The following is a 24,046-nucleotide window of genomic DNA, read 5'->3' as shown; positions in this document are numbered from 1 at the left end:
CCTGACATCCGGAGCGATGCCCATCGCCACAGTCTAGGACCGCTGGTGCCCTGCGGATACGTGTCGGTCGGCCCACGTCGGTGCGCGGCAAGAGCCCGACGAACAACTCGATCGGAAGGCCGCGGAGGTCCCCGAGCGCTCCGGACGGTATTCGTCCGAGGCGCGCCCACAGTCGTCTCGCACGCCGCACCGGTCACACTCGCACGAGCAGATCGCTGTGTCCGGGTGGGGGGCGGCGGATACCATCGAGTTCTCGGCGCAGGCACGACGGCTCTCGGATTGGAGCTCGATTATGGCCGATGATGCGAAGCTCCTCGACTATCTGAAACGGGTGACCGCAGAGCTCTATCAGGCCCGGGAGAAGCTTCGCGAGGTCGAAGGGGTGAGCCGCGAACCGATCGCCGTCGTCGGGATGGGGTGCCGGTTCCCCGGCGGGGTCCGCTCCCCACAGGACCTGTGGCACCTGGTGGAATCCGGTACGGAGACCGTCGCCGCATTCCCCGCGGACCGCGGTTGGGAAGCGGCGGACCTCTACGATCCGACGGGCCGGCAGGCCGGCCGGACGTACACGGTGCACGGCAGCTTTCTCGACGATGCGGCGGGTTTCGACCCGGAGGTCTTCGGCATCTCGCCTCGCGAAGCACTGGCGATGGACCCGCAGCAGCGACTCCTGCTCGAGACGAGCTGGGAGACCTTCGAGCACGCCGGCATCGATCCGCGATCCGTGCACGGCAGGCAGATCGGCGTCTTCACCGGTCTGTCCGGGATCGACTACTCGGCACGGGCGGGCGGCGCCCCGCCCGAGGAACTCGCGGGCTACTTCATCACCGGCACCGCGATGAGCGTCGCCTCCGGTCGTGTCGCCTACAGCTTCGGACTGAACGGACCCGCGATCACCGTCGACACGGCGTGCTCGTCGTCCCTGGTGTCCGTCCACCTCGCCATGCAGGCGCTGCGCCACGGCGAGTGCGAACTCGCCCTCGCCGGCGGGGCGACCGTCATGTCGACGCCCGCGGTGTTCGTCGAGTTCAGCCGGCAGCGTGGACTGGCCCGAGACGGGCGCTGCAAGGCATTCGCCGCCGCGGCCGACGGCACGGCGTGGGGCGAAGGCGTCGCGATCCTCGCGCTGGAACGCCTGTCCGACGCCCAGCGCAACGACCACCGGATCCTCGCCGTCGTCCGCGGCAGCGCGGTGAACCAGGACGGCGCCAGCAACGGCCTGACCGCCCCGAACAAGCAGGCCCAGGAACGGGTGATCCGGCAGGCCCTGGCCGACGCCGGACTCGGCCCGGCCGACGTCGACGCGGTCGAAGCCCACGGCACCGGCACCACGCTGGGCGATCCCATCGAGGCGTCCGCCCTGCTGGCCGGCTACGGCCGCGATCGGCCCCCCGACCGGCCGTTGTGGCTCGGTTCGGTGAAGTCGAACCTCGGGCACACCCAGGCCGCCGCCGGAGTGGCCGGCGTGATCAAGATGATCATGGCGATGCGTCACGGTGTGCTGCCGAAGACGCTGCACGTCGACCGTCCCACCCCCCACGTCGACTGGACCGCCGGATCGGTGTCCCTGCTCACCGAGAACCGGGAATGGCCGGCGACCGACCGGCCCCGCCGCGCGGCGGTCTCCTCGTTCGGCATCAGCGGCACGAACGCCCACGTCGTGCTGGAACAACCGGCCCCACCGCCGGACGCTGCGCCCCCCGAGGGGACCGACGGCTCGGACGACGTCGTGGCCTGGTTCGTGTCGGGCCACACCGAACCGGCGCTGCGCGCGCAGGCGCACCGGCTGCGGGACCACGTCGCCGGCCACCCCGAGCTGACCCCCGCGCAGGTGGCCGGCCCGCTGCTGACCTCCCGCGCGACCTTCCACCACCGCGCCGCCGTGCTCGGCGCCGACCCGCGCGCCCTGCTGTCCGGTCTCGACGCGCTCGGCCGAGGCGCCCCCGACCCCGGGGTGATCACCGGCGTCGCGGTCGAGGCGGGCGACCGGCCGGTGTTCGTCTTTCCCGGGCAGGGCGCGCAGTGGGTCGGCATGGCCACCGCACTGCTGGAATCCTCCCCGCTGTTCGCCGACAGCCTGCGCGAGTGCGCCGACGCCCTCGCCCCGCACACCGAGTTCGCGCTGCTCGACGTGCTCCGCGACCGCGATCCGTCCGCCCTGGACCGGGCCGACGTCGTGCAACCGGCGCTGTTCGCGGTGATGGTCGGGCTTGCGCGGCTGTGGCAGGCACACGGCGTCGAACCGGCGGCCGTGGTCGGACACTCGCAGGGCGAGATCGCCGCCGCCCACGTCGCCGGCGCGCTGACCCTGCCCGACGCGGCGCTCGCCGTCGCGGCCCGCAGCCGCGTGATCACGGAATCGGCCCGCCGCGGCGGTGGCATGGCGTCGGTGGGTCTGCCGGCGGACGCCGTGCGGCAGCAGATCGAACCCTGGGCCGGGACCGTCAGGGTGGCGGCGATCAACGGTCCGGCCGCGACGGTCGTGTCCGGCCCCGGCGACGCCCTCGAGGTGCTGGTCGCGCGGTGGCAGGCCGACGGTGTCCAGGCCCGGCGCATCACCGTGGACTACGCCTCCCACTGCGCGGACGTCTCGGTGCTGCGCCGGCCCATTCTCGACGCTCTCGCCCCGATCACCCCGCAGCGTTCGCGGATCCCGTTCTACTCGACGGTGACCGGGGACGTGATGGACGGCACCGCACTCGACGCCGACTACTGGTACCGGAACCTGCGCCGACCGGTGCGCTTCGAAGACGCGACGAGGTCCCTGGCCCGCGACGGGTACCGGCTGTTCGTCGAGTCGGGCAGCCATCCGGTCCTGACCGTGCCGCTGCAGGAGACCCTGGACGCGGCCGGCGTCGCGGGTCGCGCCCTCGGCACCCTCCGCCGCGACCGGGCGGGCCTGCGTCAGTTCACCGCCGCCCTCGCCGAGGCACACGTGTCCGGGGCGCACATCGAGTGGGGCCGGGTCGGGTGGGCTCGCCGCGCCGGTCACCGGCAATGGGTGGACCTGCCCACGTATGCCTTCCAGCATCGCCGCTACTGGCTGGACGGGGGCGCGCCCCGACGTGATGCCGCAGCCGGCATGGACGCCGGGGACCACCCGATGCTCGCCGCCTCGGTCGAGCTCGGCGACGGTCGCGGCGCCGTGTTCACCGGCGTGCTGTCGCCGCACCGACTGCCGTGGCTGAACGAGCACGCCGTGGACGGCACCGTCGTGCTGCCCGGCACGGCGTTCGTCGAACTCGCCCTGCACGCCGGGCACCGCGCCGGCTGCAGCCGTCTCGCGGAACTCACCCTCGAGACACCCGCGGCGATTCCCACCGGTGGGGAGCTCGCGGTGCAGGTCGCCGTCCTCACCGCCGACGACGCCGGGCACCGCACGGTGTCGGTGCACTCCCGTCCGGCGGACGCCGCGGCGCAGACCCCGTGGACCCGGCACGCCGTCGGCACCCTCACGGCGGCGGTACACACCGCGCCCGTTCCGATCCGGCCGTGGCCCCCGGCCGATGCGACGCCGATCGACGTGAGCGGCCTGTACGACGCGCTCGACGAGACCGGATACGGGTACGGGCCGACGTTCCGGGGCCTGCGCGCGGCGTGGCGCCGCGGTGACGACCTGTACGGGGAGGTGCGCCTCGGGGGAGAGGACCCCGCCGCGACGGTCGCCGGGTACGGGATCCATCCGGCGGTGTTCGACGCGGCACTGCACCTGATCGCGTTCGCCGCCGCCGCGGCCGGCGCCCGCGACCTGCGGCTGCCGTTCGCCTGGGACGACGTGCAGCTGCACGCCGTCGGCGCCGTCGCCCTGCGCGTGCACATCGCCCCGGCCGGACCCGAACGGTACCGGGTGGCCGCGTACGACACCGCCGGCAATCGCGTGCTGACCGCGCAGTCGCTCGCGCTGCGGCCGTTCGCCGGTCCGCGCACGCCGGCCGCCGCGACCGGCACCGGCCTCTACCGCGTGGAGTGGATCCCGGTCGACGCCGGCGCCGCGCCGACGGCGGATCTCACCCCGCTCGGGGAGGCGCTCACCGGCGGCGATCCCGCCGGCCGCGCCCTGCTGCTGGCCGGGGAACCGGGCGACGAACCCGACGTGCCGACGCGCGCGCACGCCGCCGCGGAGGCGGCGTTGCGGGCGGTACAGGCGTGGCTCGCCGACGACCGTCTCGCCGAGACCCGACTGCTGGTGACGACGCGGCGCGCCGTGACGGTCGCCGACGACGAACCGATCGACGTCTGCGCCGCGCCCGTGTGGGGGCTGATCGGTGCGGTGCAGAACGAACACCCGGACCGGATCACCCTGGTGGACCTGGACCGGCCGCCCGGTGACCTTCCCGATCCCGGTGTGCTGTCCGCGGCCCTGGCCTGCAACGAACCACAACTGGCGGTCCGCGCCGGGACACTCCTCGCGCCCATGCTCGCGCCGGCGGCGCCCACCACCGATGCGCCGCACGGGGATCCGGTGCCGTTCGGCCCCGACGGCACCGTCGTCGTCACCGGCGGCACCGGCACCATCGGCCGGCTCGTCGCCCGTCACCTCGTGCGGCGGTACGGGGTGCGCCGGCTCGTGCTGACCGGCCGACACACGGTCCGCGCCGAGCGGGCAGCGGAACTCCGCGCCGAGTTCGCCGACGCGGGCGCCGAGATCCGCGCCGTGGCCTGCGACGTGGCCGATCGAGCCGCGGTGGCGGCCTTGCTCGATGCGGTCCCCGACCTGTCGGGTGTCGTCCACGCCGCCGGGGTGCTCGACGACGCCACCGCCGCCACCTTGACTCCGGACCAGCTGCACGCCGTCCTGCGCCCCAAGGTGGACGGTGCCTGGCATCTGCACGAGCTCACGCGCGATCGCGGTCTCGCGGCGTTCGTGCTGTTCTCCTCCGCGGCGGGTGTGCTCGGCGGCGCCGGCCAGGCGAACTACGCGGCGGCCAACGTCTTCCTCGACGCGCTCGCGCAGCACCGCCGCGCCGAGGGGCTACCGGGACTGTCCCTGGCCTGGGGGCTGTGGGACCGACCCAGCGGGATGACCGCCCATCTGAATGCGGCCGATCTGGATCGGTTGCAGCGCACCGGCATAGACACCCTCACCCCGGAGGCCGGGCTGGCCCTGTTCGATGCGGCACTCGCCGCGAACCGTGCGTTGACGGTGCCGATACGGCTCTCCACGCCCTCCCGCAGGCCCGACGGCGAGGCCCTTCCCCCGATCCTGCGCCGAGTGCTCGGCCCGTCCCGCCGGCGCGCCGCGGCCGCCCCGTCGGCCCCCGGCCTCGCCGACGAGCTGCGCGCGCTCGACCCCGCCGAGCGGCACGCCCGGGTCCTCGACATCGTCACCACGCACGTTGCGGCGGTGCTCGGCCACGACGGGAAGGAGGCCATCGATCCGGAGCGTGCCTTCAAGCACCTCGGCTTCGACTCGCTCACCGCGGTGCAGCTACGCAACCAGCTGACGACGGCCACCGGGGTGCGGCTGGCCGCGACGGTGGTGTTCGACCACCCCACCGCGGACGCGCTCGCCCGCGAGATCGCGGCCCGGCTGCTCGGCCCCGAGGACGACCCGCACCCGGCCCCCGCGGCGCGCCGGCACCGCGACGACGACCCGATCGCGATCGTGGGAATGGCCTGCCGATACCCCGGTGGGGTCTCCTGCCCGGACGAGCTGTGGCGCCTCGTCCGCGACGGCCGCGACGCCGTGGGCGCGTACCCCGACAACCGCGGCTGGAACCTCGACGAGGTGTACGACCCGGATCCCGAGCGCAGCGGCACGACCTACATGCGGGCCGGCGGCTTCCTCCACGACGCCGACCGGTTCGACGCCGCGTTCTTCGGGATCAGCCCCCGCGAGGCCGTCGCGATGGACCCGCAACACCGACTGCTACTCGAAAGCGCCTGGGAAGCACTGGAACACGCGCGAATCCCGCCGAACTCACCCGGTCTCACCGACACCGGCGTGTACGTCGGAATGATGGGCGGCGACTACGGATTCCACCTCATGACCCGGCGACACACCGACGCCGAGGGCTACCTCATGACGGGCACCAGCAACAGCGTCGCCTCCGGCCGGATCGCCTACTCGCTCGGCTTCACCGGTCCCGCGGTCACCGTCGACACCGCGTGTTCGTCGTCGTTGGTGGCGCTGCACCTCGCGGCACGGGCACTGCGCGACGGCGAATGCACCCTCGCGCTGGCCGGCGGGGCGACGGTGATGGCGACCCCCGGCGTGCTGATCGAGTTCAGCCGCCAACGCGGACTCGCCCCGGACGGGCGGTGCAAACCGTTCTCCGATCGAGCGGACGGCACCGGGCTCAGCGAGGGCGCGGGCATGGTCGTGCTCGAGCGGCTGAGCGACGCCCAGCGCCACGGCCACCGGGTGCTGGCCCTGATCCGCGGCTCCGCGGTCAACCAGGACGGCGCCTCCAACGGCCTCACCGCCCCGAACGGTCCGTCGCAGGAACGGGTGATCCGGCAGGCGCTGGCCGACGCCGCCCTCGACCCCGCCGACATCGACGCGGTGGAGGCCCACGGCACCGGCACGACACTCGGCGACCCGATCGAAGCCCAAGCGGTGCTCGCCACCTACGGGCAGCAACGCGACGGCCGGCCGCTGCGGCTGGGGTCGGTGAAGTCGAACATCGGCCACTCCCAGGCGGCGGCCGGGGTGGCCGGCGTGATCAAGATGGTGATGGCGATGCGGCACGGCGTGCTGCCGCCGAGCCTGCACAGCGACGCCCCGACCCGGCACGTCGACTGGACCGCCGGCGAGGTCGCCCTGCTCGCCGACCCGATCGCGTGGCCGCAGACCGGACGACCCCGCCGCGCCGGCGTCTCCTCGTTCGGCATCAGCGGCACCAACGCCCACCTGATCCTCGAGCAGCCCCCCGACGTCGCCGCCCCACCGGCCCCGCCCCGGCCGGCGTCGCCCCTGGTGTGGGTGCTCGCCGCCAAGACCGACGAGGCGCTGCGCGCGCAGGCCGCCCGGCTGACCGACCTCCTCGACACGCAGTCCCCGCCCGACCCCGCCGACCTCGCCTACTCGCTGGCCACCACCCGGTCCGGCTTCACGCACCGCGCCGCCGTCACCGGCGAGACGCTCGCCGACCTGCGCGACGGCCTGACCCGCCTCGCCGAGGGACGCGCAGGCGGCAACGCCGTCACCGGGACGAGCACCCGTGGGAAGACGGCGTTCATGTTCACCGGCCAGGGCGCGCAGCGGATCGGAATGGGCCGCGGCCTCTACGACACCTACCCGGTGTTCGCCCGCGCCCTGGACGAGACCTGCGCCGCGCTCGACGAACACGTCGACACCCCGATCCGGCAGGTGCTCCGGGGCGACGCGGACGACGCCGCCGCGAAACTCGACCGCACCGAGTACACCCAGCCGGCCCTGTTCGCCGTCGAGGTCGCCCTCTACCGACTACTGCGGGAATGGGGCCTCACACCCGACTACCTGATCGGGCATTCGATCGGAGAACTCGCCGCGGCCCACGTCGCGGGCGTGTTCAGCCTGCCCGACGCCGCCGCCCTGGTGGCCGCGCGCGGACGACTGATGCAGGCCACCGCCCCCGGGGCGATGATCGCCGTCCGGGCACGCCCGGAGGACATCCGGTCGCGGATCGACGGCCGAGTCGACCTCGCCGCGGTCAACGGCGCCGAATCCGTGGTGCTCGCGGGGGCCGCGGCCGACGTGCACACCGTCGCCGCCGAACTGTCCACCGCAGGGATCCCGGTCACCCCGCTGCGGGTCGAACGCGCATTCCACTCGGCGCTGATGGACCCCGTCCTCGACGAGTTCACCACCGTCGTGTCGAGCACGGCGGCGCAGCCGCCGACGATCCCCGTCGTCTCCACCCTCACCGGGCGCGTCGCCACGGCCGAGGAACTGACGTCACCGCAGTACTGGCGCCGGCACCTCCGCGACGCCGTGCGCTTCCACGACGGCATGCGCACCCTCGCCGAACTCGGCGTCACCCGCTGCGTCGAGATCGGACCCGGCGCGGGCCTGGCCGCCCACGCCGCCGAGGTCGTCGCGCACCCGATCGCCGCGCTGCCCGGGCGCGGGGACGACGCCCGGGGGTTCGTCGAGGCGGTCGCCGCCGCGTCCGTGCAGGGCCTGACGATCGACTGGGATCGGGTGCTGCCCGGCCGCCCGGTGGACCTGCCCACGTACGCCTTCCGGCGCCGCTCCTTCTGGCCGTCGGCGCCCGCACGCACCAGCGGTGATCCGACGGAGCTGGGGTTGAGCCCCGCGGAGCATCCGCTGCTCGGCGCGGCCGTGACCCTCGACGACGACACCACCGTGTTCACCGGAGCGCTGTCCCGGCACCGGGATTCGTCGCTCGCGGCGCCGCAGCCCGACGACGGCGCTCCACCGACCGACGCTCCGCAGACGCTGATACCAGCCGTCCTGGTCGAGCTGACCCTGCACGCCGCCCACCACGTCGGGTGCGAGCGCATCGCCACTCTCACGCTGCACCACCCCCTGGTCCTCCCGGCCGCGGGGCTGCTGCCGATCCGGGTGCTCGTGTCGCCCGCCGGCGACGACGGCGCGCGCACCGTCACCGTCTCGTCGAACATCGGACCGGCCGACGGCCCCTGGGTGCGGAACGCGTCGGCGACCGTCGACGACGTGCCCGCAGCGCCACCGGACCGGCTCCCGGGCGACACCGCGACCGAGGTGCGCCTCGACGACGACCTCGACCCGAGCGGCTTCGGCATCCATCCGCACCTGCTGCAGGCGGCGCTCGACCCCGTCCTCGGCCCGGACGACTGGCCGCTGACCTGGTCGGGAACCCGGCTCCACCGCACCGGTGCGCGGGCGGTGTCGGTGCGGTTCGGGACGGGCGAGGACGGGCGGCATCGCGTCGTCGCCGCCGATGCCGACGGCGCGCCGGTGCTGACCGTCGAGGCGCTGCACGTGACACCCCGGGCGGACGACGGGCACGGCGCGGGCCCGTCCGGCGCGCGGCGACTGCACCGGCTGGCCTGGACCCGAATCGACGACGTCCCGTCCGCGCCGCCGCCCGGGCCGCTGGTCGTGCTCGGCGACGCGGATCTGGGCTCGAGCTTCCCGCGCTGTCCCGACGCGGCGGCGCTGCGCACCGCGAGGGCAGCCGCTCCCGACGACGGGCGGCCCTGGACGGTGCTGGTGGGATGCGGCACCGACGGCGACCCGGGGCCGGAGGCGACCCACCGCCTGTGCGCCCGGACGCTGCGACTGCTGCAGGACTGGCTCGACGACGCCGAGTTCGCCGACAGCGTGCTGGTGGTCGTCACCCGCAACGCGGCGGCCACCGGGGAGGAGGCCGACGGGCACGACGTCGACCTCGCGGCTGCGGCCGTGTGGGGTCTGGTGGGCTCCGCGCAGAACGAGAACCCGGGGCGGTTCGTGCTGCTCGACCTCGACCGGGAGACGGACGTGGACGTGGCGATCACGTCGGCCGTGGCCAGCGGGGAACCGCAGGTCGCGGTCCGGGACCGAACGGTGCTCGTGCCCCGACTGCGGCGCATGCCGGCCGTCGAGCGGTCCGGACCGCTGTTCGATCCCCGCGGCACCGTGCTCGTCACCGGCGGCACCGGCACGCTGGGAACGTCGGTGGCGCGCCACCTCGTCAGCGCACACGGGGCGCGGCACCTGGTGCTGACGAGCCGGCGCGGACCCGACGCCGAGGGAAGTGACCGGCTGTGCCGCGAACTGCGCGGTGCGGGCGCCGAGGTGACCGTCGTTGCCTGCGACACCGCCGACGAGGCGGCACTGGCGGGGCTGTTGGCCCGGATCCCCGCCGAGCACCCCCTGACCGCGGTGATCCACGCGGCCGGTGTCCTCGACGACGCCACGCTCACCTCGCTCACTCCCGACCGGCTCGACGCGGTGCTGCGGCCGAAAGTGGACGCGGCCTGGCACCTGCACCGGCTGACCGCCCGGGTCCACGCCTTCGTGCTGTTCTCGTCGCTCTCCGGGGTCCTCGGCGCGCCCGGGCAGGCGAACTACGCGGCGGCGAACCGGTTCCTCGACGCCCTCGCCCAGCACCGGCGAGCCCAGGGCCTGCCCGCGGTGTCGATCGCGTGGGGAATGTGGGCACCGCCGAGCGCCATGACCGGCAGGCTCGACGCGGGGGATCTCGCCCGGGCCCGCCGCAGCGGTCTGGTTGCGATGAGCGAGGCCGACGCCCTGGACCTGTTCGACAGTGCCGTCGCCGGCGACGCCCCCGCGGTGGTGGGGGCCCGGCTCGAGCACCCCGATCCGGCCGGGCCGTCCGTTCCCGCCCCGCTGCGCGGACTCGTGCGGCAGTCGCGGCCCCGCGCGGCGGGATCGGGGTCGGCCGTGTCCGGACCGAACGGATCCGGGCCGTCCGAGTGGGCGCAGCGGCTCACCGAGCGGCCGGTGCCGGAACAGCGGCACCTCGTGCTGGAGCTGGTGCGAGCCGGCGCTGCCGCAGTCCTGGGCCACGATGCGTCGGACTCGGTCGATCCCGACCAGGCGTTCAAGGAACTCGGCTTCGACTCGCTCGCCGCGGTCGCCCTGCGCAACCATCTCGGTGCCGCGACCGGTCTGCGGTTGCCGCCGACGGTGGTGTTCGATCATCCCAGTCCCCGGGCCGTCGCCGAGTTCCTGCGCGCCGAGCTGGTCCCGGATCCGGTGTCGGTGGCCGTCGCCGGGATCGACCGCCTGCGGGCGGCCGTCGCCGAACTCGGCGCCGACGACGAGGCACGCGCGGCGGTCGCGCGGCGGCTCGAAGCCCTGCTGGCCGACCTCGAGGGAGCCGAGGGGAGCCGCGCCGACACGGTCGGCAGGATTCACGCCGCGACCGGTGACGAGATCCTCGACATCATCGACCGGGGTCTGTGAGCCGGCGAGCGGTCTCCGAGTGACCGCGGAGGAGGTGGTCTGCGCAACGAACGCCGGCCCCTCCGGTCACGGAGGGGCCACCGTCGCAGCTGCGCGAGTGCGCTGCCGCAGGACGGCGACCTGCCGCAGCTCACCGGGTCACCAGCCCCGTTCGCGCCACTCCCCGAGATGGGGACGTTCCGCGCCGAGCGTGGTGTCCTTGCCGTGGCCGGGGTAGATCACCGTGTCGTCACCGAAGCGGCCGAACAACCTATCGGGAGATCGTCGAGCGCCGCGCTCGCGAGAACCGCATCGACTTCGCCGAGGGTCTGGCCGTCGCACTGACCCCGATCGCGATGTTCGAGGTCGTCATGCAGAAAGCGTTCGAGCACCTCGTGGACGAAGGCACCACCGTGAGCGTGGAGACGGGGCTGCGGGCCGCGGAGAAACTTTACACCGTCTCGCGAGAAACCTCCACCGGCCCCGATGTCGCCGACATGATGATTCAGCTCCAGCCGATCACCGCTGCGGTGAAGGCGATCGTGCCGCGGGAGATGTGGGGGCAGATTCTGCGGAAGCTGGACGAGTTGGTCGACACCGAGGGATAGGCGGCAATCCTGCCTCCGGACCGGCTTGACGCAGGGAGTCACGCCGCCCTTGCCATTCAGGCACGTCTACCCGGGTGTAACTGTCTGATCAGTCGGACGATACGACGATGGAAGGAGGAGCACGAATGTCGCACTCTCCACCACCGGGCTGGTATCCCGACTCCCGCGACGCGACGCTGATGCGGTATTGGGACGGCCGACAATGGACGGCCACCAGTCGATCCGAGCATGGAGAGACCTCCAGCGGAGCGCTTCCGACCACCTCCTCCTCCCGCGTCAGGCGGGAACCCTGGAGCCCGCGCCAGTCACTCCTGGTGGCCGCCGGCATCACCGCCGTCCTGGCGGTGGTGACGATCGTCGGGGCGAACACCGACGGTGACTCCGGCTCCTCGAACCCGGCGGTCACAGCCACGCCCTCCGCCATTACGGACGCCGCGGCACCGGTTCCTCCCTTGGCTCAGGAGGCTGCGAACGGTATCGGCATACCTCATCGTGGTGGGGACCTGGAGTTCGTCGTGTCCTCCTGGGACGGCGCAATTGCTTCATTGACGGTTACGAACGTCGGCACAAGTCCCCAAAGTTTCTCCTACGCCGATCAAGACGTTTTCGACACCGAAGGACGCCGTTTCGCGGCGTCGGTGAAGGTGACTTCCGATCTGGTATTGGCTGCGCTGAATCCAGGGGAGTCGGTCTCGGGAGATCTGAAGTTCGAGCTCAGTGGCGCGACCGCGGAGCGTCTCGAACTGCACGAGTCGATGTTCTCCGACGGGGTCTCCGTCCCGCTTCGATGAGCGATGCGGGGATTCGGAGTACACGCCGCGACGCGCTGGACGATCGGATCAGAATCCGCTCGGTGCGCCAGGAGCCCCGGGTATCACAGTCTCGGGAATCCGCCATTCCCAACTGATGTCCTTGCCGAGCATGTCCAGATAGATGCTCTTGGTACCCACCGGGACGTCGAACGCGTAGGTGCCTCGATAGGTCGAGGCGGGAGCGAACGGCTCCGCGAAGGCGTCATCGTTCAGCTCGTCGCAGTTGAGCGCCGCGGTGCTGATCAGGCTGGGAAGGACGACTCCGTCGGGTCCGACGCCGCGCCAGTTCCCGGCCCTCAGGCTGCGATCGGCCATCTGCTTCACGCTGCGATTACCCGCACCGGTGACCGCCTGCGAGTAGTTCACCGACGTCACCGCTTCGACATCGACGAAGAGGTACTGCCCGTTCGGGGTGATCTGCCAGAAGCCCGTGCACTCCGGGTTCACTCGAGGGTTGCTCAGGATGAAGGTGAAGGCGGGTTCGCCGCTCACGTTGTCGTTGAGCCCGGCTGGTTCGCCGAAGTTCTTCTCGATGCGGCCCTGGGCGTTGCGCGGCGGCCCTGCAGTCGTCGAGCGCGGCGATGCGGTGTCTGCACTACCGGCCGCGGTGGTGGTGTCCGCGTCGCCGCCCGCTGTGCAGGCGGTTAGGAGGACGGCAGATGCGAGCACGCCCACGATCCGAATCTTCACGTGTGTGACCTCCTGTCTGGCGCGGACCGGAGCGAAGACCGATCTGCGGATCTCGCCGGGATTGTCGCAGCCGCCGGTGATCGGACCGTGGAGCGACACGTACCAGACGAGCGGGGCATAAGAGTCGAACAAGTCCGTCACATCACTACAGGACCGTACGGGCGGTGTGATACCGCGATCACCGCGGAATCCCACTGCTCGGTCATGCCGAGGGAGATGACCAGATGCGAGGGCGGCGCACCAACTGACGCGACGAGGAAACTCTGGGTGGCTGTGTTCGACCAGGCTCGGCGGGTACTGCTGAAGCTGCCGGGGTGTCAGCACGGGCCAGCTGTCGCCTCCGCGATCCTGACCGCTGGAGCTTCCGATCGTATGGCCGTGTACGACCGGCGGGCGGTGGCGGCACTCGGCGCGCTCGGGTACGTCGACGTGGACGCCCGGTAAAGCCGGTTCATGACGGTCGTGTGCGAATTGGCGGAGCGGGTGAACAGCACCAAGGGGACGGGGTGGTGCCCGCGCGATGTGGACAAGGCCCTGTTCATGCTCGGCGGACAGGAGATCAAGAACGTGGATGAGAGGGACTGACTGTGGCGGGTCATGACGTTGTAGACACCGGCACACGGAGGGGTTGAGCGAAGCGGACGCGTCTTCCGCTCCAGGATGAGAAGTACCACCAGCGCATCCGCCGACAGGACGAAGCGACCGCGGCGCACCGTAACGCCGCGCTGTCCGTCGAGGGACGCCGCCGTCATGTGCAGCGCTGCCAGGCACGCCCGAGCTCCCATGTCGCCGTCGAGATGGGCATCTCCCACGCCTGCGCCAGCAGATGGGTGCACCGCCACCGTCAGTTCGGCGAGCCGGTCTGCTCGACCGTCCCAGCGTGCCGCACCACCAACCCACCGCCACCCCAGCCGAGGTGCTTGAGGTGCTCCGTGAGCATATCGGGGAGGTCATGTCCTTCACTGAGGAGCCCGAGGCCGAGGAATACCAGGTCAGCATCGGAAAGTGGGACGCCTCATTCCGACCGCTGGACGCTCGAGTACCGCCCTTCGCAACCCTCCTCCCGATAGCCCATCCGTTTGCAGCCTGGACGTTTACGGCGTTGGCGCGACGGCCCAGGGACCACTCCTAGGAATGGTCCTGTAACGGCGGGAGTCACTTGGTGATAGTCCTAGCGAACCACTTGGTCTGCTCAAACTCGAGGGCAGGCCTCCACTGAACGGACGAAGGCATGACCCAGCCGCCCCCATACCCCCATCCCGACCAGCCACCTACAGGGGCGCAACAGCCGTACGGGACGGCACCGCAAGGCTATGGATACCCTCAACAGCCTTACGGCTATCCCGGTCAGCCTGGAACTGTGCCAGGTTACGGAGCCTTCCAGGCCCCGCCCCCGCAACCGGGGATGCGGAAGAAGCCGAAATGGCCTTGGGCTGTGCTGGCATTCCTTGTGGTTTTCATCCTCAGCGTCCAGGCGTGCAGTGGAGGTGACTCCACCCCGAGCTCCAGTCGATCCTCAGGCATGGATAGCGGCGCGACGACCACACAGCCGGAGGACCCCGCCAAGCTCGATCCGGCCTCCTATCAGGAAATCTCGGAGCGGGACTTCGCTCTCCTGGTAAAAGACCCGGATGCATTTGCGGGACGGAGGATCGTCGTCTACGGCCGAGTGACCCAGTTCGACTCAGCCACCGGCACCGACCGCTTCCGAGCCGACACCGCAGCCGTCCTGCAGGACAGCCCGTACGACTACGACCAGAACACCGCCATTGAGGCCGACGACCCCGCCCTGGTGGCCAACGTGGTCGAGGACGACATCGTCAAGATGTACGTCGAGGTGGACGGGTCGTACTCCTACGACACCCAGATCGGGGGCCGCACCACCGTGCCGAAGTTCACCGTAAACATAATTGAGCTCTCACCGACCGGCCCAGCCTCCACACCGCGCACGACCACCCCCGTTCCCCCCTCGACGGTCAGCGCACCCCGCACGGCGGCACAACTACCAACTGTTCCCGGTACCGACGCGCAGGGATTCATCGGTGTTCCGGGGGGACGCTGCAACTCCACCAACCCGGCGGTACTCATCGGTCGTACCCCGCAGTCGCTGGTGGTCATCTGCGAGACCGGGGTCGGTCGGCTGTACTACAAGGGTGTACGGCTCAGCGACGGTGCCCCTATCGAGATCGATGATCCGGTCCGCACCGAACTCGGGTACGTCGTGACGAACGAAGGCGTGCAGTACTGGATCGACCGGGACGCGCTCATCATCACTCAAGCAGGTGCCCAACTGGCCGAGGAGCCGATGCTGCAGTACTGGGCACGCTGAAGGCAAAGACGCGGTAGCCGCTCGAATTTCGAGCGACGAAACGGGAATTTGGCGGCCACTGCCGGCGCAGCAGTGACTCGCAATGCCGCAGATGCACGCCCGAACCGCACCCGACTTTCACCAGCTACTGCGGTCGCGTGCCTCCGCAGAGCGCGTCACCTTCCGCACCCATGCGTTAACGCCATTCCCGGTCGCTGCAGTTGCCTTCGAGGTACCTCGACTCGGCCCCTCGGTCGTAGCATTCCTGGGAAAACCTCACCGAACCGTCGCTCCACCGGGCGCTCCCCGGGCGTCCCGAAGAGACATTCGACCACGTACGGCCGCATGTGAAGCACCGACCGACCGAGGACGACTGCTGGAAGGAGTTCTGGACGCGCCTCGCCAACGTCTGGATGACTTTCCCACCGAGTGTGTGATGGAATGCCTCGCCGAAGCGACAACCACGGACCAAAGCCGTCGGCGAATGACCGAATGCTCACTGGGCCTAATTGAACTGCGAGCGAGCGATGTTCCTCTACTCGCCACCCATTTGGAACTCGAAGGCTTGGCGGACCAACCCGATGATGTAGCCCAGGTCGGAGTTCTCGTCGAGGGCGACCTCGGTTGGGCCGTTGCCCCAGTGCCCCTTGTCGCTGACGTCCCACGCGAGACCCCGCTCGTCGTGGAGTGCCTCCAGTGGGATGTTGAGAGTCAGTCTCATTCGCGCCTTCTGGGGAACGACGTCAACAAAGTTGGTCTCGGCCTTGAAGGCGATGTAGAGCTTCAGGAACTGCCGGGTGATTCCTGGGTCCAGAGCCAAGACTTCTGCACTGAACTTCTCGAACAGCGCTCGGCGTGGCTGTGGCAGCAGGTGGGGGTGGTCCTCTATGGAGAAGTCCGATTCCACTCGTTTCTCTCCGAGCTCCCTGAGAAGTTCGGGCGGCAAGTGCGGCATCGTCCAGATCTGCAGGGCATCGTCGGCCAACCGCGCGGCTCGCTTCTGGATCTGGTCGGCATTCCACGTGTCGAGTTGCCCCAGGCCCTTGTTCAGTCGGAGAGGACTGTCCTTGAATCCTCCTTCGATGTCGCGCTTATTCGTGAACGGGTGGTCGGAGTACTCGGAGTTGTAGCCGGTGAGCGTCAGGTTTCCGAGGGTGTGCAGGTACTTCACCTGCACGTCCTGCCAGTCGTCGCCGAGAGCCGCTTGCCACTCGGGTGAGAGGTTCTCGTTCTGCGGCATGATGTGCTCGATCGTGTAGTCCTCGACCGTCACATACTCCTTGCGACCGTGGTTCTCCAACTTCCGAAGGAAGTACGAACGCCGGCGGAAGTTGTACAGGTCGTTGGACGTCAAGCTGGAGCGGAACTCGCTGTCGGTCGGGAACCTGCGATAGCTCTTGAGACCAAGGAAATGTGCCTTGACGCTGTCGAGGTAGCGGTCCTTGCGCACCGCCGAGCTGAAGCCGGCGAAGGTCTTGTTCAGCGAGTTGGTCGGGATCCGGCAGACCGCTCGCCGGAAGATGTAGGAGATCACGAGGTCGACGACCTGCAGCACGTCGTCTCGCGACAGGGTAGCGAGCTCGTAGTCGGTGTAAACCTCCAGCAGGAACGGGTAGACGACGTCGGCCTTGATCTGGTCCAAGTCCTTGAACGCCCGTCGCAGCTTCGGGTCCTTCTCCTTACCCAATGCCATCGCGCAGTACCGCCGGGCGTACTGACGCAGCTCGATGACGAGCGATTCGATGGTCTCGTCCGCGTCGGTGAACGCCGCGGCGTGATCCTTGAACGCGTCGTAGATGTCGTCCAAGCGCGGAATATCGCCCGTCTTAACGGTCAGGTAGTGACGGACGAACTGGTCGAACTGGCTCTCCTCCGCGCCAGCGAACTCGAGCTCCATCGGACGCCAGTACGCCGCGTAGAGCTTCTCCTGCTGCTTGGGTGGCAGGTCCATCAGAACGTAGTTCCGGATCAGATCGGCCTGCGAGAGCTTCTTGCCGGTGGAATTCATGGCCTCGAAGACCAGTTGCGGGTTGTCCACACCGCGCTCAAGCTTCACGTCGACGACGACGAGTTTGTCGAGACCACGGCACACCACGGACAGGTCCAGGTTGGGATCGTCCAGCTTCTGCCTGAGGTAGGCGTAGTTGTCGATCACACGAGTGACCGAGTCGCTGGCGGGCTCTGCTCCCTGGAGGATCGCGATCAAGGCCTGTTTGTCGCTCTGGGACAGGATCAGCTTGAACTGGCGTTCGCCGTCCTCGTCGTCGTTGAGCAGGTAGCGATTCCGGATCTTCCGCGGCGAAAAGCCATCCCAAGGCTCCTGCTGATCCTTCGGCAACTTCTCCAACCGTTCAGCCAGCGCGGCAAGAATTAGAGTCACCGTCGTCACCCGCTGCTGTCCATCGATGATCAGGTCGGGCTCGGCAGAGGTGTTGGTGGCCTGGTCCTTCGCGACGTACACGATCGACCCCGTGAAGTGTGAGCCGAGCTTGGGCATCGACCCGGCCCGGATGATGTCGTTCCACAGCTGGGCACACTCCGCCTCCTGCCAGGAGTAGAGCCGCTGGTAGATCGGCACGATGAACTGGTTGCTGGCCTTCAGCAAGGTGAGCAGGTGCGAGTCGACAGCCTTCACTGGTCCCCTCCGATACGTCGCGTGACGTCAATCTATCGCCTACGCCATAGGCAAGAGGGCTCGACATGCGGTCGCGTTCGTGCCCCCATCACTGCTTCCCGAGCGTCATCACCCTCTTTGTCACCTGCCTGGGGTGACGGCGTGTCTCGGTTATGAACGGACTAGTGGCTCGTCAGCCAACCTTGACCGGGTAGTGCGGGTACTCGGTCCAGGTTCGGATCGGGGAGTCGGGAGCGAAGCTGGTCTTCGGTTCGGCGTGGGTGTTTCGCCAGCGCATGTAGGCGGCGATCGCAGCGTTCTGTTCGGTGTGACTGCGATGATCGGTGCCGCCCAATGCGAAATACCGCAATGCCCCGAACTCGGACTCGATCCAGTTCAGCCACGACCCGTACGTCGGCAGAAACACAAACTCGACGTCGTTGTCCGCCGCCCACGCCCGCACTGCCGGGTGCCGGTGCCGGTGTGGTGCGCGACGATCGCCGGCAGATCTCCTTCGGCGAACCGGCCTGCCTCGGCCGCGACTGCCAGCGCCGCCGTTTCCCGGCGGGCGATCTCGTCCTCACACAGGGCTTGGAGGAATTCAATTACGTGACGGACGAATCCCTCAACCTGGGGTGCCTCTCTATTTGTCAAGCCGCACTTGCGGGTTCCTTCTCGCGTTGCCGGTGGCTGCGTTTTTCGTCGGCGAGTATGGTGCGCCAGACGTGATCGGAGAGGTGCCGTTTCAGGCTGCGGGTTGCGGCTCGGGGACTTTTGCCTTCGTCGATTTTCTTGTCGTAGTACGCGCGGCCGGCGCTGGCGGGCATCCGGGTCTGGACCATGGCGACGGTGTAGAGCGCGCTGTTGAGTTGTCGGTCGCCGTAGCGGGAGAGGCGGTGGCGGTCGGTGTCGGCGCTGGCGATCTGCACCGGTGCCGTGCCGTTGTAGTTGGCGTAGGCGGCGGCGGTCGGGAATCGGCTGGCGCGTCCCGTGCGGCCGATCAGCCGGGGGGCGGTCACCGTTCCGATCCCGTCGATTTCTCGTAGGCGGGTGCCGTGTTCGTCGAGCGCCTGGGACATGTGCTTCTCGTTCGCCGCGAGCTGGTCGTTGAGGCGGCGGATGTCGGCGATCAGATCTCGGCACAGGCCGACGCGAGTTCGGTCGACTTCGCTGCGGGCACGAAAGCCCCGCAGCAGGGTGATGGCCGAGGCTGCGGTCAACGAGGTTGGTGCACCGCCGGCAAACAGCCAGCAACGCGTGTAACTGATTGACGAGACGAGTCCGACTGTTGGACATATTCGTTCGACGCTCGTCGAGCAGTGCCAGGATATCGGTCGCGCCCTCCGGGTCGAGCGGGCGGGCGTCGCCCTGCAGGACGGCGACACAGGCCGCTGCGGCGGCGTCGATGCGGTCGTTCTTCCGTCGACCGCCGCGGGAGAGTTCCCGGATCCGGGCGGTGGAGGTGGTCGGGACGTCGAGAACGAGTTCGCCGAGGACCAGCAGCCACTGCGCCAGGTGGTGGCCGAGTCCCTCGGCGTTCTCGACCGCCCACTTGCGCGTCGGCCAGGACTTGGCCCAAGAGATCAGCATCTTGTAGCCGGTGTGGATGGCGTCTATGCGGATCGAGTCGAGATCGGTGTTGGTGACCGGGTCGACCGCGGTGGCGGTGTGGCTGGACTTGTGGGGATCGATGCCGATGACGATCATGGAAGGCGGTTCCCTTCTCTGCTCCGGATTGGGGGAATCCGCGGAGGACAATCCGACTTCAAGCACCTCTCACAGCAGCTTGGGGTCACGCCTCTCTTCAGTCACTCCGCGAACGCAGACCGGAAGGGGCGGACACACCCCAGGAGGGTCAACCCAACGAGCGGGCGACAGGAATTACACGAGTCAGCCCTTCCGGTCTGCTACGGAACGCTACGGGCAGCTAACCCGACCACGGACCGATGACACGAAGATAAGTCGGAATTACATGACCGCTGACACCAGGCGGCAAACGATGCTGGACGCCCGGCAGGACACCCAGGACGTCGCGGACATGATGCTTCAGGTTCAGAAGATCACCGATGCGGTGCGCTCGACCGTCCCTCGATCGATGTGGACGGAGATCCTCCGCAAGCTCGAGGGCTGACGCGGTGCTGCATCGGCACGGCGCGAGTCGGTGTGGGACGCGAGTCAGTGGTGCGGGCGCAGTACTGACCGCTTGCGGTCAGCGGGGGCGAAGAACGACCTGTTCAGGTACTGATGACGTCGCGCCTGTGCTTGTACACGTCCGTACGTTCGGAACTCGGATTGCCCCAGAAGGCTGACCCCACCTCGCCGGTCGACTGGGAAACGACGAGCGCAGCCAGCGAAGGCTCGCGGCGGCGTCTGCAGTCTTCGGACAACAGGTCGAGTACGCGCCCCAGCCCGTTCGTTGCATGAGGCAGTTCCAAGGCCTTGATGAGGGCCGAATGGTGGATGGTGCCGCCGGACAGGGCGATGCCGATCAGCAAGGGACGTAGTTCCGTCAAAGTGACTACGTCGAGGTCGGTGACCGTCAGCGTTCGTCCCTTCGGCGTGATCTTCTCACCGAGCTGTAGATGGAGGCCCATATCGCGATCATTCCCGACCCGAGGCGCTGACGCCAGCCAACTAAAACTCTTTGCCGCGTAGTCTTTCGGCATGGCGGTATCCGAAAATGAGCAGGACATCGTCGCCACCCTTGTCGAGGCGTACGCGCAGTACCCCAGTCTCGAGGGCGGCAGCTTCTACGACGAGGTGCTGCTTGAGGTCCAGGCCCGGGCCGAACGGGACGGGTCGATCGGCAAGGCTGACATCGGCGCGCTGCTGCTGTGGAAGCGGCTGAACCTGAGCACCGTTTGGACCCGCGATCTGAACGAGTGGCCCGACCGGAAGGTGCGAGCGGTCACCGCCGAGGCGTTCGAGCTCGCCGGGGACATCGACCGAAGCATTCCCGAGGCCGCGGGAGCGGCGCGATCGGCGTTGCTCGAGCTGCCGGGGTGTCAGCACGGGGCGGCGGTTGCCTCCACCTTGCTGACCGCAGGTGCACCCGACCATATGGCCGTCTACGACCGCCGGGCAAAGGCCGCATTGGAGAGCCTTGGGTTCCCTGATCCGGCCGGCTACTACAGCCGCTTCATGACAACGGTGTGTGAGCTCGTCGAAGCGGTGAACGGCGGGACAGGTCGACGGTGGCTTCCGCGAGACGTGGACAAGGCCCTATTCATGCTCGGTCGGTGACCTTCTCGCTCACGATCCTTGGGCCGGGGAAGTGCTTCACGGGAGGGCGGCGAGAAACTTCGCGCCCCATTCTTAAGGACGCTGCACTGGAAGTGGCCGTGGGGGCCTGTGAAGCCTTAGTAATCGTGGCTCTTGAGGGCTGCACTCAGAAGACGAGAGTCTGATCGGACCGTTGAGTAGCGCCCTCTCTAGTCTTTCCACTCGAGCTTGAGGGTGGCACTACGGGCGGTGCCAAACGTGACGATCATCGGGAACTCGAGCTGCGCACCACCGACCACTGATTCCAGAGGACCGTCTGGGCCCAGTATCTGCGGCGGCGGATTCCTCTCAGGGTCGGGCGTCGGCGAGCGCCATTGCATAGTGAGGCCACGGGCATCATCTGTGCGCCCATGTTCTCGACGATGAGGTAGCGCCGGGTTTCGACCTTGAGTTGTCCCTCGTTGTTCGTCCTCGAAACCTGTCGATGTTCAACTCTCGCTACGGGTCGAGCGGTCCCGGTAGGAGCTGCACCTGGAGCGACTTGTTCAAGTTTGAGGCGGTCTCGAACGGTAGCTAGAAGGTCGCGGCGGGCACGATCGACGAGCTCGGCGATAGTCGAGTACTCACGATATACGCCCCACGATTGGGCACGCTTCTTGAAGTCCCGCACTGCGCCCCATTGCTCGGGGTCGACGGAATCGAGAACTACGGGCTTGTCCGAGAAGTAGAGCAGGGCGGGCTTTCCGGCTGCGACGAAGCGTTCCAACTCATGGACGGTTGCGGGCGTTCCGTCGGGAAGCAGCTGTCCAATCCGAGTCCAGAAGATGCCGACCGCAATGTCGGACGGGTCGACTATTTGCTCATCCAGAATGTCTTGCGGTGGAGCACCGAGGCGGGGAGTGCTGTTCCGCTCCCACATTCGGGGAAGTAGTACGACCAGGTTCGATGGCGTGTGCTCGTCGTTGAACTCCCACATCGCGTTTCTGAGCGCGGACCGCTCTTCGTCGACATCCGACGGCGAGGCGATCAGAGTGTGCACGATATGCGCGGGATGCACCATCTCGATGTCATATCACGTGCGCCAGGGATCGCTACTGGCATGGGGCGACCGGCGTGTCGCGATGTGCGCGACCCCAGATCCGGGTAGCTGCGGTCTCGCTCGTAACAGGGGACGGGAGCGAGGGTTTGGCTCGCTACTTATCGACGTAGACACGTTCCCTTCGAATATCGCGACGCCGCCACAGCAACCTGCACCGCCCGCGCCCCGACATCACGCAGATCGAGGCCGCCTGGTGCCACCGCAGACTGATTCTCGTCCTGTCTCGCCGCGAGTTCGCCGTAGCCCAGTCTGGGAGCGTGATCACGCCGCCACGCCGCGCCTCGGCGCGTGTCCGTGCCCGAGTTGGCGCTCTCGTATCCTGACGTACCTCGTCCCGTCGACGTCCGCGCACAGGGTGAAGGGCGGCAGATCGCCGTCGGGTTGTGATGTCACGTAGCCCCCTGACTCTGCTGGTCCGATGTGGGACCGGTCACCAGCCGCGTTCGCGCCATTCGCCGAGATGCGGCCGCTCCGCTCCGAGGGTCGTGTCCTTGCTGTGGCCGGGGTAGATGATGGTGTCGTCCCCGAAGCGGCCGAAGAGTTTGGTGTCGACGTCGTCGTAGAGAGAGTTGAACTCCTCGGGCTTTGTTGTCCGCCCAAGAACCCCCGGGAAGAGCGGGTCGTCGAGGACCGGCATCTCCTTACCTGTGCAGGGGTGTCCGAGCAAAATCGCCCCAGGAAATGCTAGTATCAGCCTTCTGTGGGATTGAATCTACCCTCATTTCGCGATTTGCGATTCCACTAGTTCGTCTACGCGGGGCATTTGACTGTCGGACTGATCGCGGTCCTCTGGGGCGCTCGGAGCCCAAACTGCGGAGTCCATTTCGTACTTCTCTGTTAGAAACCGCAAGCGGTAAGCTTGCTGGGCTCGCGCGAATGTTTGGTTGACAAAGTGTGCGTTCATTCCGCCGTTAATCACCGCGCCCACTACCGGTACCGCCTGCGCCAACTTCTTATGTGTCAGCCTCAGACCCAATGAAGCGAAGACTCCTTGAATGATTCTAACCAACTTGTCCGAACTCAACTGCTTCCAGGTGGCTCGACGCATCATAGTTTGCGTCAAACGCGACAGGGACGCCAAGGATGCCGCCTTTTCCGCAGCATTTCCGGCCGAAGAATATGCGAGAACCCCTGCCGCGAATACCTGCTCGTCGGGTTCACGAACGTCGTACCCGTAGTGTGCCGCAACGAGCGCGACTATGCGTCCCATCCCGATAAGTACAGTGACGACGTCGGCCGATACCGCACCGATTGCAACTGCAGCCGTTGTACCGCCGGTAACGGTTGAAGAAACCATCGCTCCAGTGACGGCAAGTGATGACATAACGCCCTCTGCTGTTCCAGCTAGCAAGTACCCTTCGCGCTTCCGCGGTAATGACCGATCGCAGTGCCGAAGGTCTACTTCCCGAATATCCTCGAGTTGAGCGATTTTCACGCCTTCCGCCCCGAACGCCTTTACAATCTTCGGCAGTCTGACGGAATTCAGGCCTCGTTCCACCGTTAGCGTGTGTAAACCCTGTACCGCCTGATGTACCGAGGCATCGAAACCATCAATGACTTGTGTGCTTCCGGGTACTCGTTCTATCGCTCCCTTGGCTCGCTGCGCTCCACGCATGGCCTTCTGCTTCGCTTCAGCCAGGGCGCGCGAGCGCCGCGTTTCGGTGGCCTTACCGTGGGCAGATTCGACCAAGGAAACCCACGCCTTGCGCTCATACTGGGACATTAGGTCGATGCCAGATGGCTTTTCAGTCATTGCGGCAGCGTATCGCTCGAGTAGCCGACCACTGGACACCGACTTGCCGGATTCTGGCTGAGTTGCGTGACGCTACGGAAGGTTTAGGAAGGCTTTGCACTGGTCGGGGTACGAACAGAGG

The 24,046-nt window shown here is 68.4% G+C and carries 14 protein-coding genes and 5 pseudogenes; 9 read left to right on the top strand and 10 right to left on the bottom strand.

The window, feature by feature from the left end; all coding sequences use genetic code 11:
• Positions 1-292: 292 nt before the first annotated feature.
• Entirely contained in the window at positions 293-10,840 is a 10,548-nt protein-coding gene (locus QNA09_RS12105; protein WP_119699817.1) for a type I polyketide synthase, read from the top strand.
• A 138-nt stretch (positions 10,841-10,978) separates the two neighbouring features.
• On the opposite strand, the pseudogene QNA09_RS12100 reads toward QNA09_RS12105, so the two are convergent.
• Positions 10,979-11,092: pseudogene (locus tag QNA09_RS12100) on the bottom strand (MBL fold metallo-hydrolase); the annotation flags it as partial.
• A gap of 83 nt (positions 11,093-11,175) precedes the next feature.
• Here QNA09_RS12100 and QNA09_RS12095 point away from each other — a divergent pair.
• The 3 genes and pseudogenes from QNA09_RS12095 to QNA09_RS12090 all read left to right on the top strand — a co-directional run bounded on the left by QNA09_RS12095 (position 11,176) and on the right by QNA09_RS12090 (position 12,218).
• Positions 11,176-11,427: a hypothetical protein gene (locus tag QNA09_RS12095; protein ID WP_102031159.1), complete on the top strand. Its 252-nt coding sequence runs from the start codon at positions 11,176-11,178 to the stop codon at positions 11,425-11,427.
• Between the two features lie 107 nt (positions 11,428-11,534).
• A pseudogene (locus tag QNA09_RS29185) lies at positions 11,535-11,636 on the top strand (DUF2510 domain-containing protein); the annotation flags it as partial.
• A gap of 105 nt (positions 11,637-11,741) precedes the next feature.
• Positions 11,742-12,218, top strand: coding sequence for a DUF4352 domain-containing protein (locus tag QNA09_RS12090; RefSeq protein WP_228287190.1), 477 nt, complete (start codon positions 11,742-11,744; stop codon positions 12,216-12,218).
• Between the two features lie 48 nt (positions 12,219-12,266).
• On the opposite strand, the gene QNA09_RS12085 is transcribed toward QNA09_RS12090, so the two are convergent.
• Positions 12,267-12,914: a hypothetical protein gene (locus QNA09_RS12085; RefSeq protein WP_237210817.1), complete on the bottom strand. Its 648-nt coding sequence runs from the start codon at positions 12,912-12,914 to the stop codon at positions 12,267-12,269.
• Between the two features lie 282 nt (positions 12,915-13,196).
• Here QNA09_RS12085 and QNA09_RS12080 point away from each other — a divergent pair, with 282 nt between their 5' ends.
• The 3 genes and pseudogenes from QNA09_RS12080 to QNA09_RS12070 all read left to right on the top strand — a co-directional run bounded on the left by QNA09_RS12080 (position 13,197) and on the right by QNA09_RS12070 (position 15,258).
• Entirely contained in the window at positions 13,197-13,373 is a 177-nt protein-coding gene (locus QNA09_RS12080) for a hypothetical protein (RefSeq protein WP_162919322.1), read from the top strand.
• A 236-nt stretch (positions 13,374-13,609) separates the two neighbouring features.
• Positions 13,610-13,848: pseudogene (locus QNA09_RS12075) on the top strand (leucine zipper domain-containing protein); the annotation flags it as partial.
• 750 nt (positions 13,849-14,598) lie between these two features.
• The gene (locus tag QNA09_RS12070) at positions 14,599-15,258 is read left to right on the top strand and encodes a hypothetical protein (protein WP_102031157.1); all 660 of its coding nucleotides are present in this window, start codon (positions 14,599-14,601) and stop codon (positions 15,256-15,258) included.
• A 514-nt stretch (positions 15,259-15,772) separates the two neighbouring features.
• Here the strand turns inward: QNA09_RS12070 and QNA09_RS12065 are convergent.
• The 4 genes and pseudogenes from QNA09_RS12065 to QNA09_RS12050 all read right to left on the bottom strand — a co-directional run.
• Entirely contained in the window at positions 15,773-17,872 is a 2,100-nt protein-coding gene (locus QNA09_RS12065) for a DUF262 and DUF1524 domain-containing protein (RefSeq protein WP_102031156.1), read from the bottom strand.
• A 172-nt stretch (positions 17,873-18,044) separates the two neighbouring features.
• The gene (locus QNA09_RS12060; protein ID WP_119700311.1) at positions 18,045-18,278 is read right to left on the bottom strand and encodes a transposase; all 234 of its coding nucleotides are present in this window, start codon (positions 18,276-18,278) and stop codon (positions 18,045-18,047) included.
• 223 nt (positions 18,279-18,501) lie between these two features.
• A complete protein-coding gene (locus QNA09_RS12055; protein WP_244213161.1) occupies positions 18,502-19,071 on the bottom strand; it encodes a transposase in 570 nt (189 codons plus the stop codon).
• Positions 19,072-19,156: 85 nt separating this feature from the next.
• A pseudogene (locus QNA09_RS12050) lies at positions 19,157-19,558 on the bottom strand (transposase); the annotation flags it as partial.
• A gap of 265 nt (positions 19,559-19,823) precedes the next feature.
• Between QNA09_RS12050 and QNA09_RS12045 the strand changes: the two are divergent.
• Positions 19,824-19,982: a hypothetical protein gene (locus QNA09_RS12045; protein ID WP_162919321.1), complete on the top strand. Its 159-nt coding sequence runs from the start codon at positions 19,824-19,826 to the stop codon at positions 19,980-19,982.
• A 103-nt stretch (positions 19,983-20,085) separates the two neighbouring features.
• On the opposite strand, the gene QNA09_RS12040 is transcribed toward QNA09_RS12045, so the two are convergent.
• On the bottom strand, positions 20,086-20,517 hold the full coding sequence (locus QNA09_RS12040; protein WP_162919320.1) for a hypothetical protein: 432 nt from the start codon (positions 20,515-20,517) through the stop codon (positions 20,086-20,088).
• On the opposite strand from QNA09_RS12040, the gene QNA09_RS12035 reads away from it, so the two are divergent.
• Positions 20,516-21,094, top strand: a complete 579-nt coding sequence (locus QNA09_RS12035; protein WP_208643844.1) for a hypothetical protein — start codon at positions 20,516-20,518, stop codon at positions 21,092-21,094. The genes QNA09_RS12040 and QNA09_RS12035 overlap by 2 nt on opposite strands.
• 244 nt (positions 21,095-21,338) lie before the next feature.
• Here QNA09_RS12035 and QNA09_RS12030 read toward each other — a convergent pair whose 3' ends face one another.
• The 3 genes and pseudogenes from QNA09_RS12030 to QNA09_RS12020 all read right to left on the bottom strand — a co-directional run bounded on the left by QNA09_RS12030 (position 21,339) and on the right by QNA09_RS12020 (position 23,925).
• Complete coding sequence (locus QNA09_RS12030) at positions 21,339-22,133, bottom strand: DUF4062 domain-containing protein (RefSeq protein WP_162919319.1); 795 nt, start codon at positions 22,131-22,133, stop codon at positions 21,339-21,341.
• Between the two features lie 469 nt (positions 22,134-22,602).
• Positions 22,603-22,794 (bottom strand): annotated as a pseudogene (locus QNA09_RS12025) (MBL fold metallo-hydrolase); the annotation flags it as partial.
• Positions 22,795-22,890: 96 nt separating this feature from the next.
• Entirely contained in the window at positions 22,891-23,925 is a 1,035-nt protein-coding gene (locus QNA09_RS12020) for an EcsC family protein (protein WP_248957258.1), read from the bottom strand.
• Positions 23,926-24,046 lie beyond the last annotated feature (121 nt).

It is taken from the genome of Rhodococcus sp. AH-ZY2 (assembly GCF_030916465.1).
In the GTDB taxonomy this organism is placed as follows: Bacteria; Actinomycetota; Actinomycetes; order Mycobacteriales; family Mycobacteriaceae; genus Rhodococcus; species Rhodococcus ruber.
Note: the sequence above shows the minus strand (reverse complement) of the source record. Positions and strands in the feature narration are given on the sequence as shown.

Bases quoted from the DNA above. Each gene is read 5' to 3' on its own strand.
- QNA09_RS12045 (WP_162919321.1), top strand. From the start codon at position 19,824: ATGACCGCTGACACCAGGCGGCAAACGATGCTGGACGCCCGGCAGGAC.
- QNA09_RS12035 (WP_208643844.1), top strand. From the start codon at position 20,516: ATGGCGGTATCCGAAAATGAGCAGGACATCGTCGCCACCCTTGTCGAG.
- QNA09_RS12105 (WP_119699817.1), top strand. From the start codon at position 293: ATGGCCGATGATGCGAAGCTCCTCGACTATCTGAAACGGGTGACCGCA.
- QNA09_RS12040 (WP_162919320.1), bottom strand. From the start codon at position 20,517: ATGCCGAAAGACTACGCGGCAAAGAGTTTTAGTTGGCTGGCGTCAGCG.
- QNA09_RS12095 (WP_102031159.1), top strand. From the start codon at position 11,176: ATGTTCGAGGTCGTCATGCAGAAAGCGTTCGAGCACCTCGTGGACGAA.
- QNA09_RS12030 (WP_162919319.1), bottom strand. From the start codon at position 22,133: ATGGTGCATCCCGCGCATATCGTGCACACTCTGATCGCCTCGCCGTCG.
- QNA09_RS12020 (WP_248957258.1), bottom strand. From the start codon at position 23,925: ATGACTGAAAAGCCATCTGGCATCGACCTAATGTCCCAGTATGAGCGC.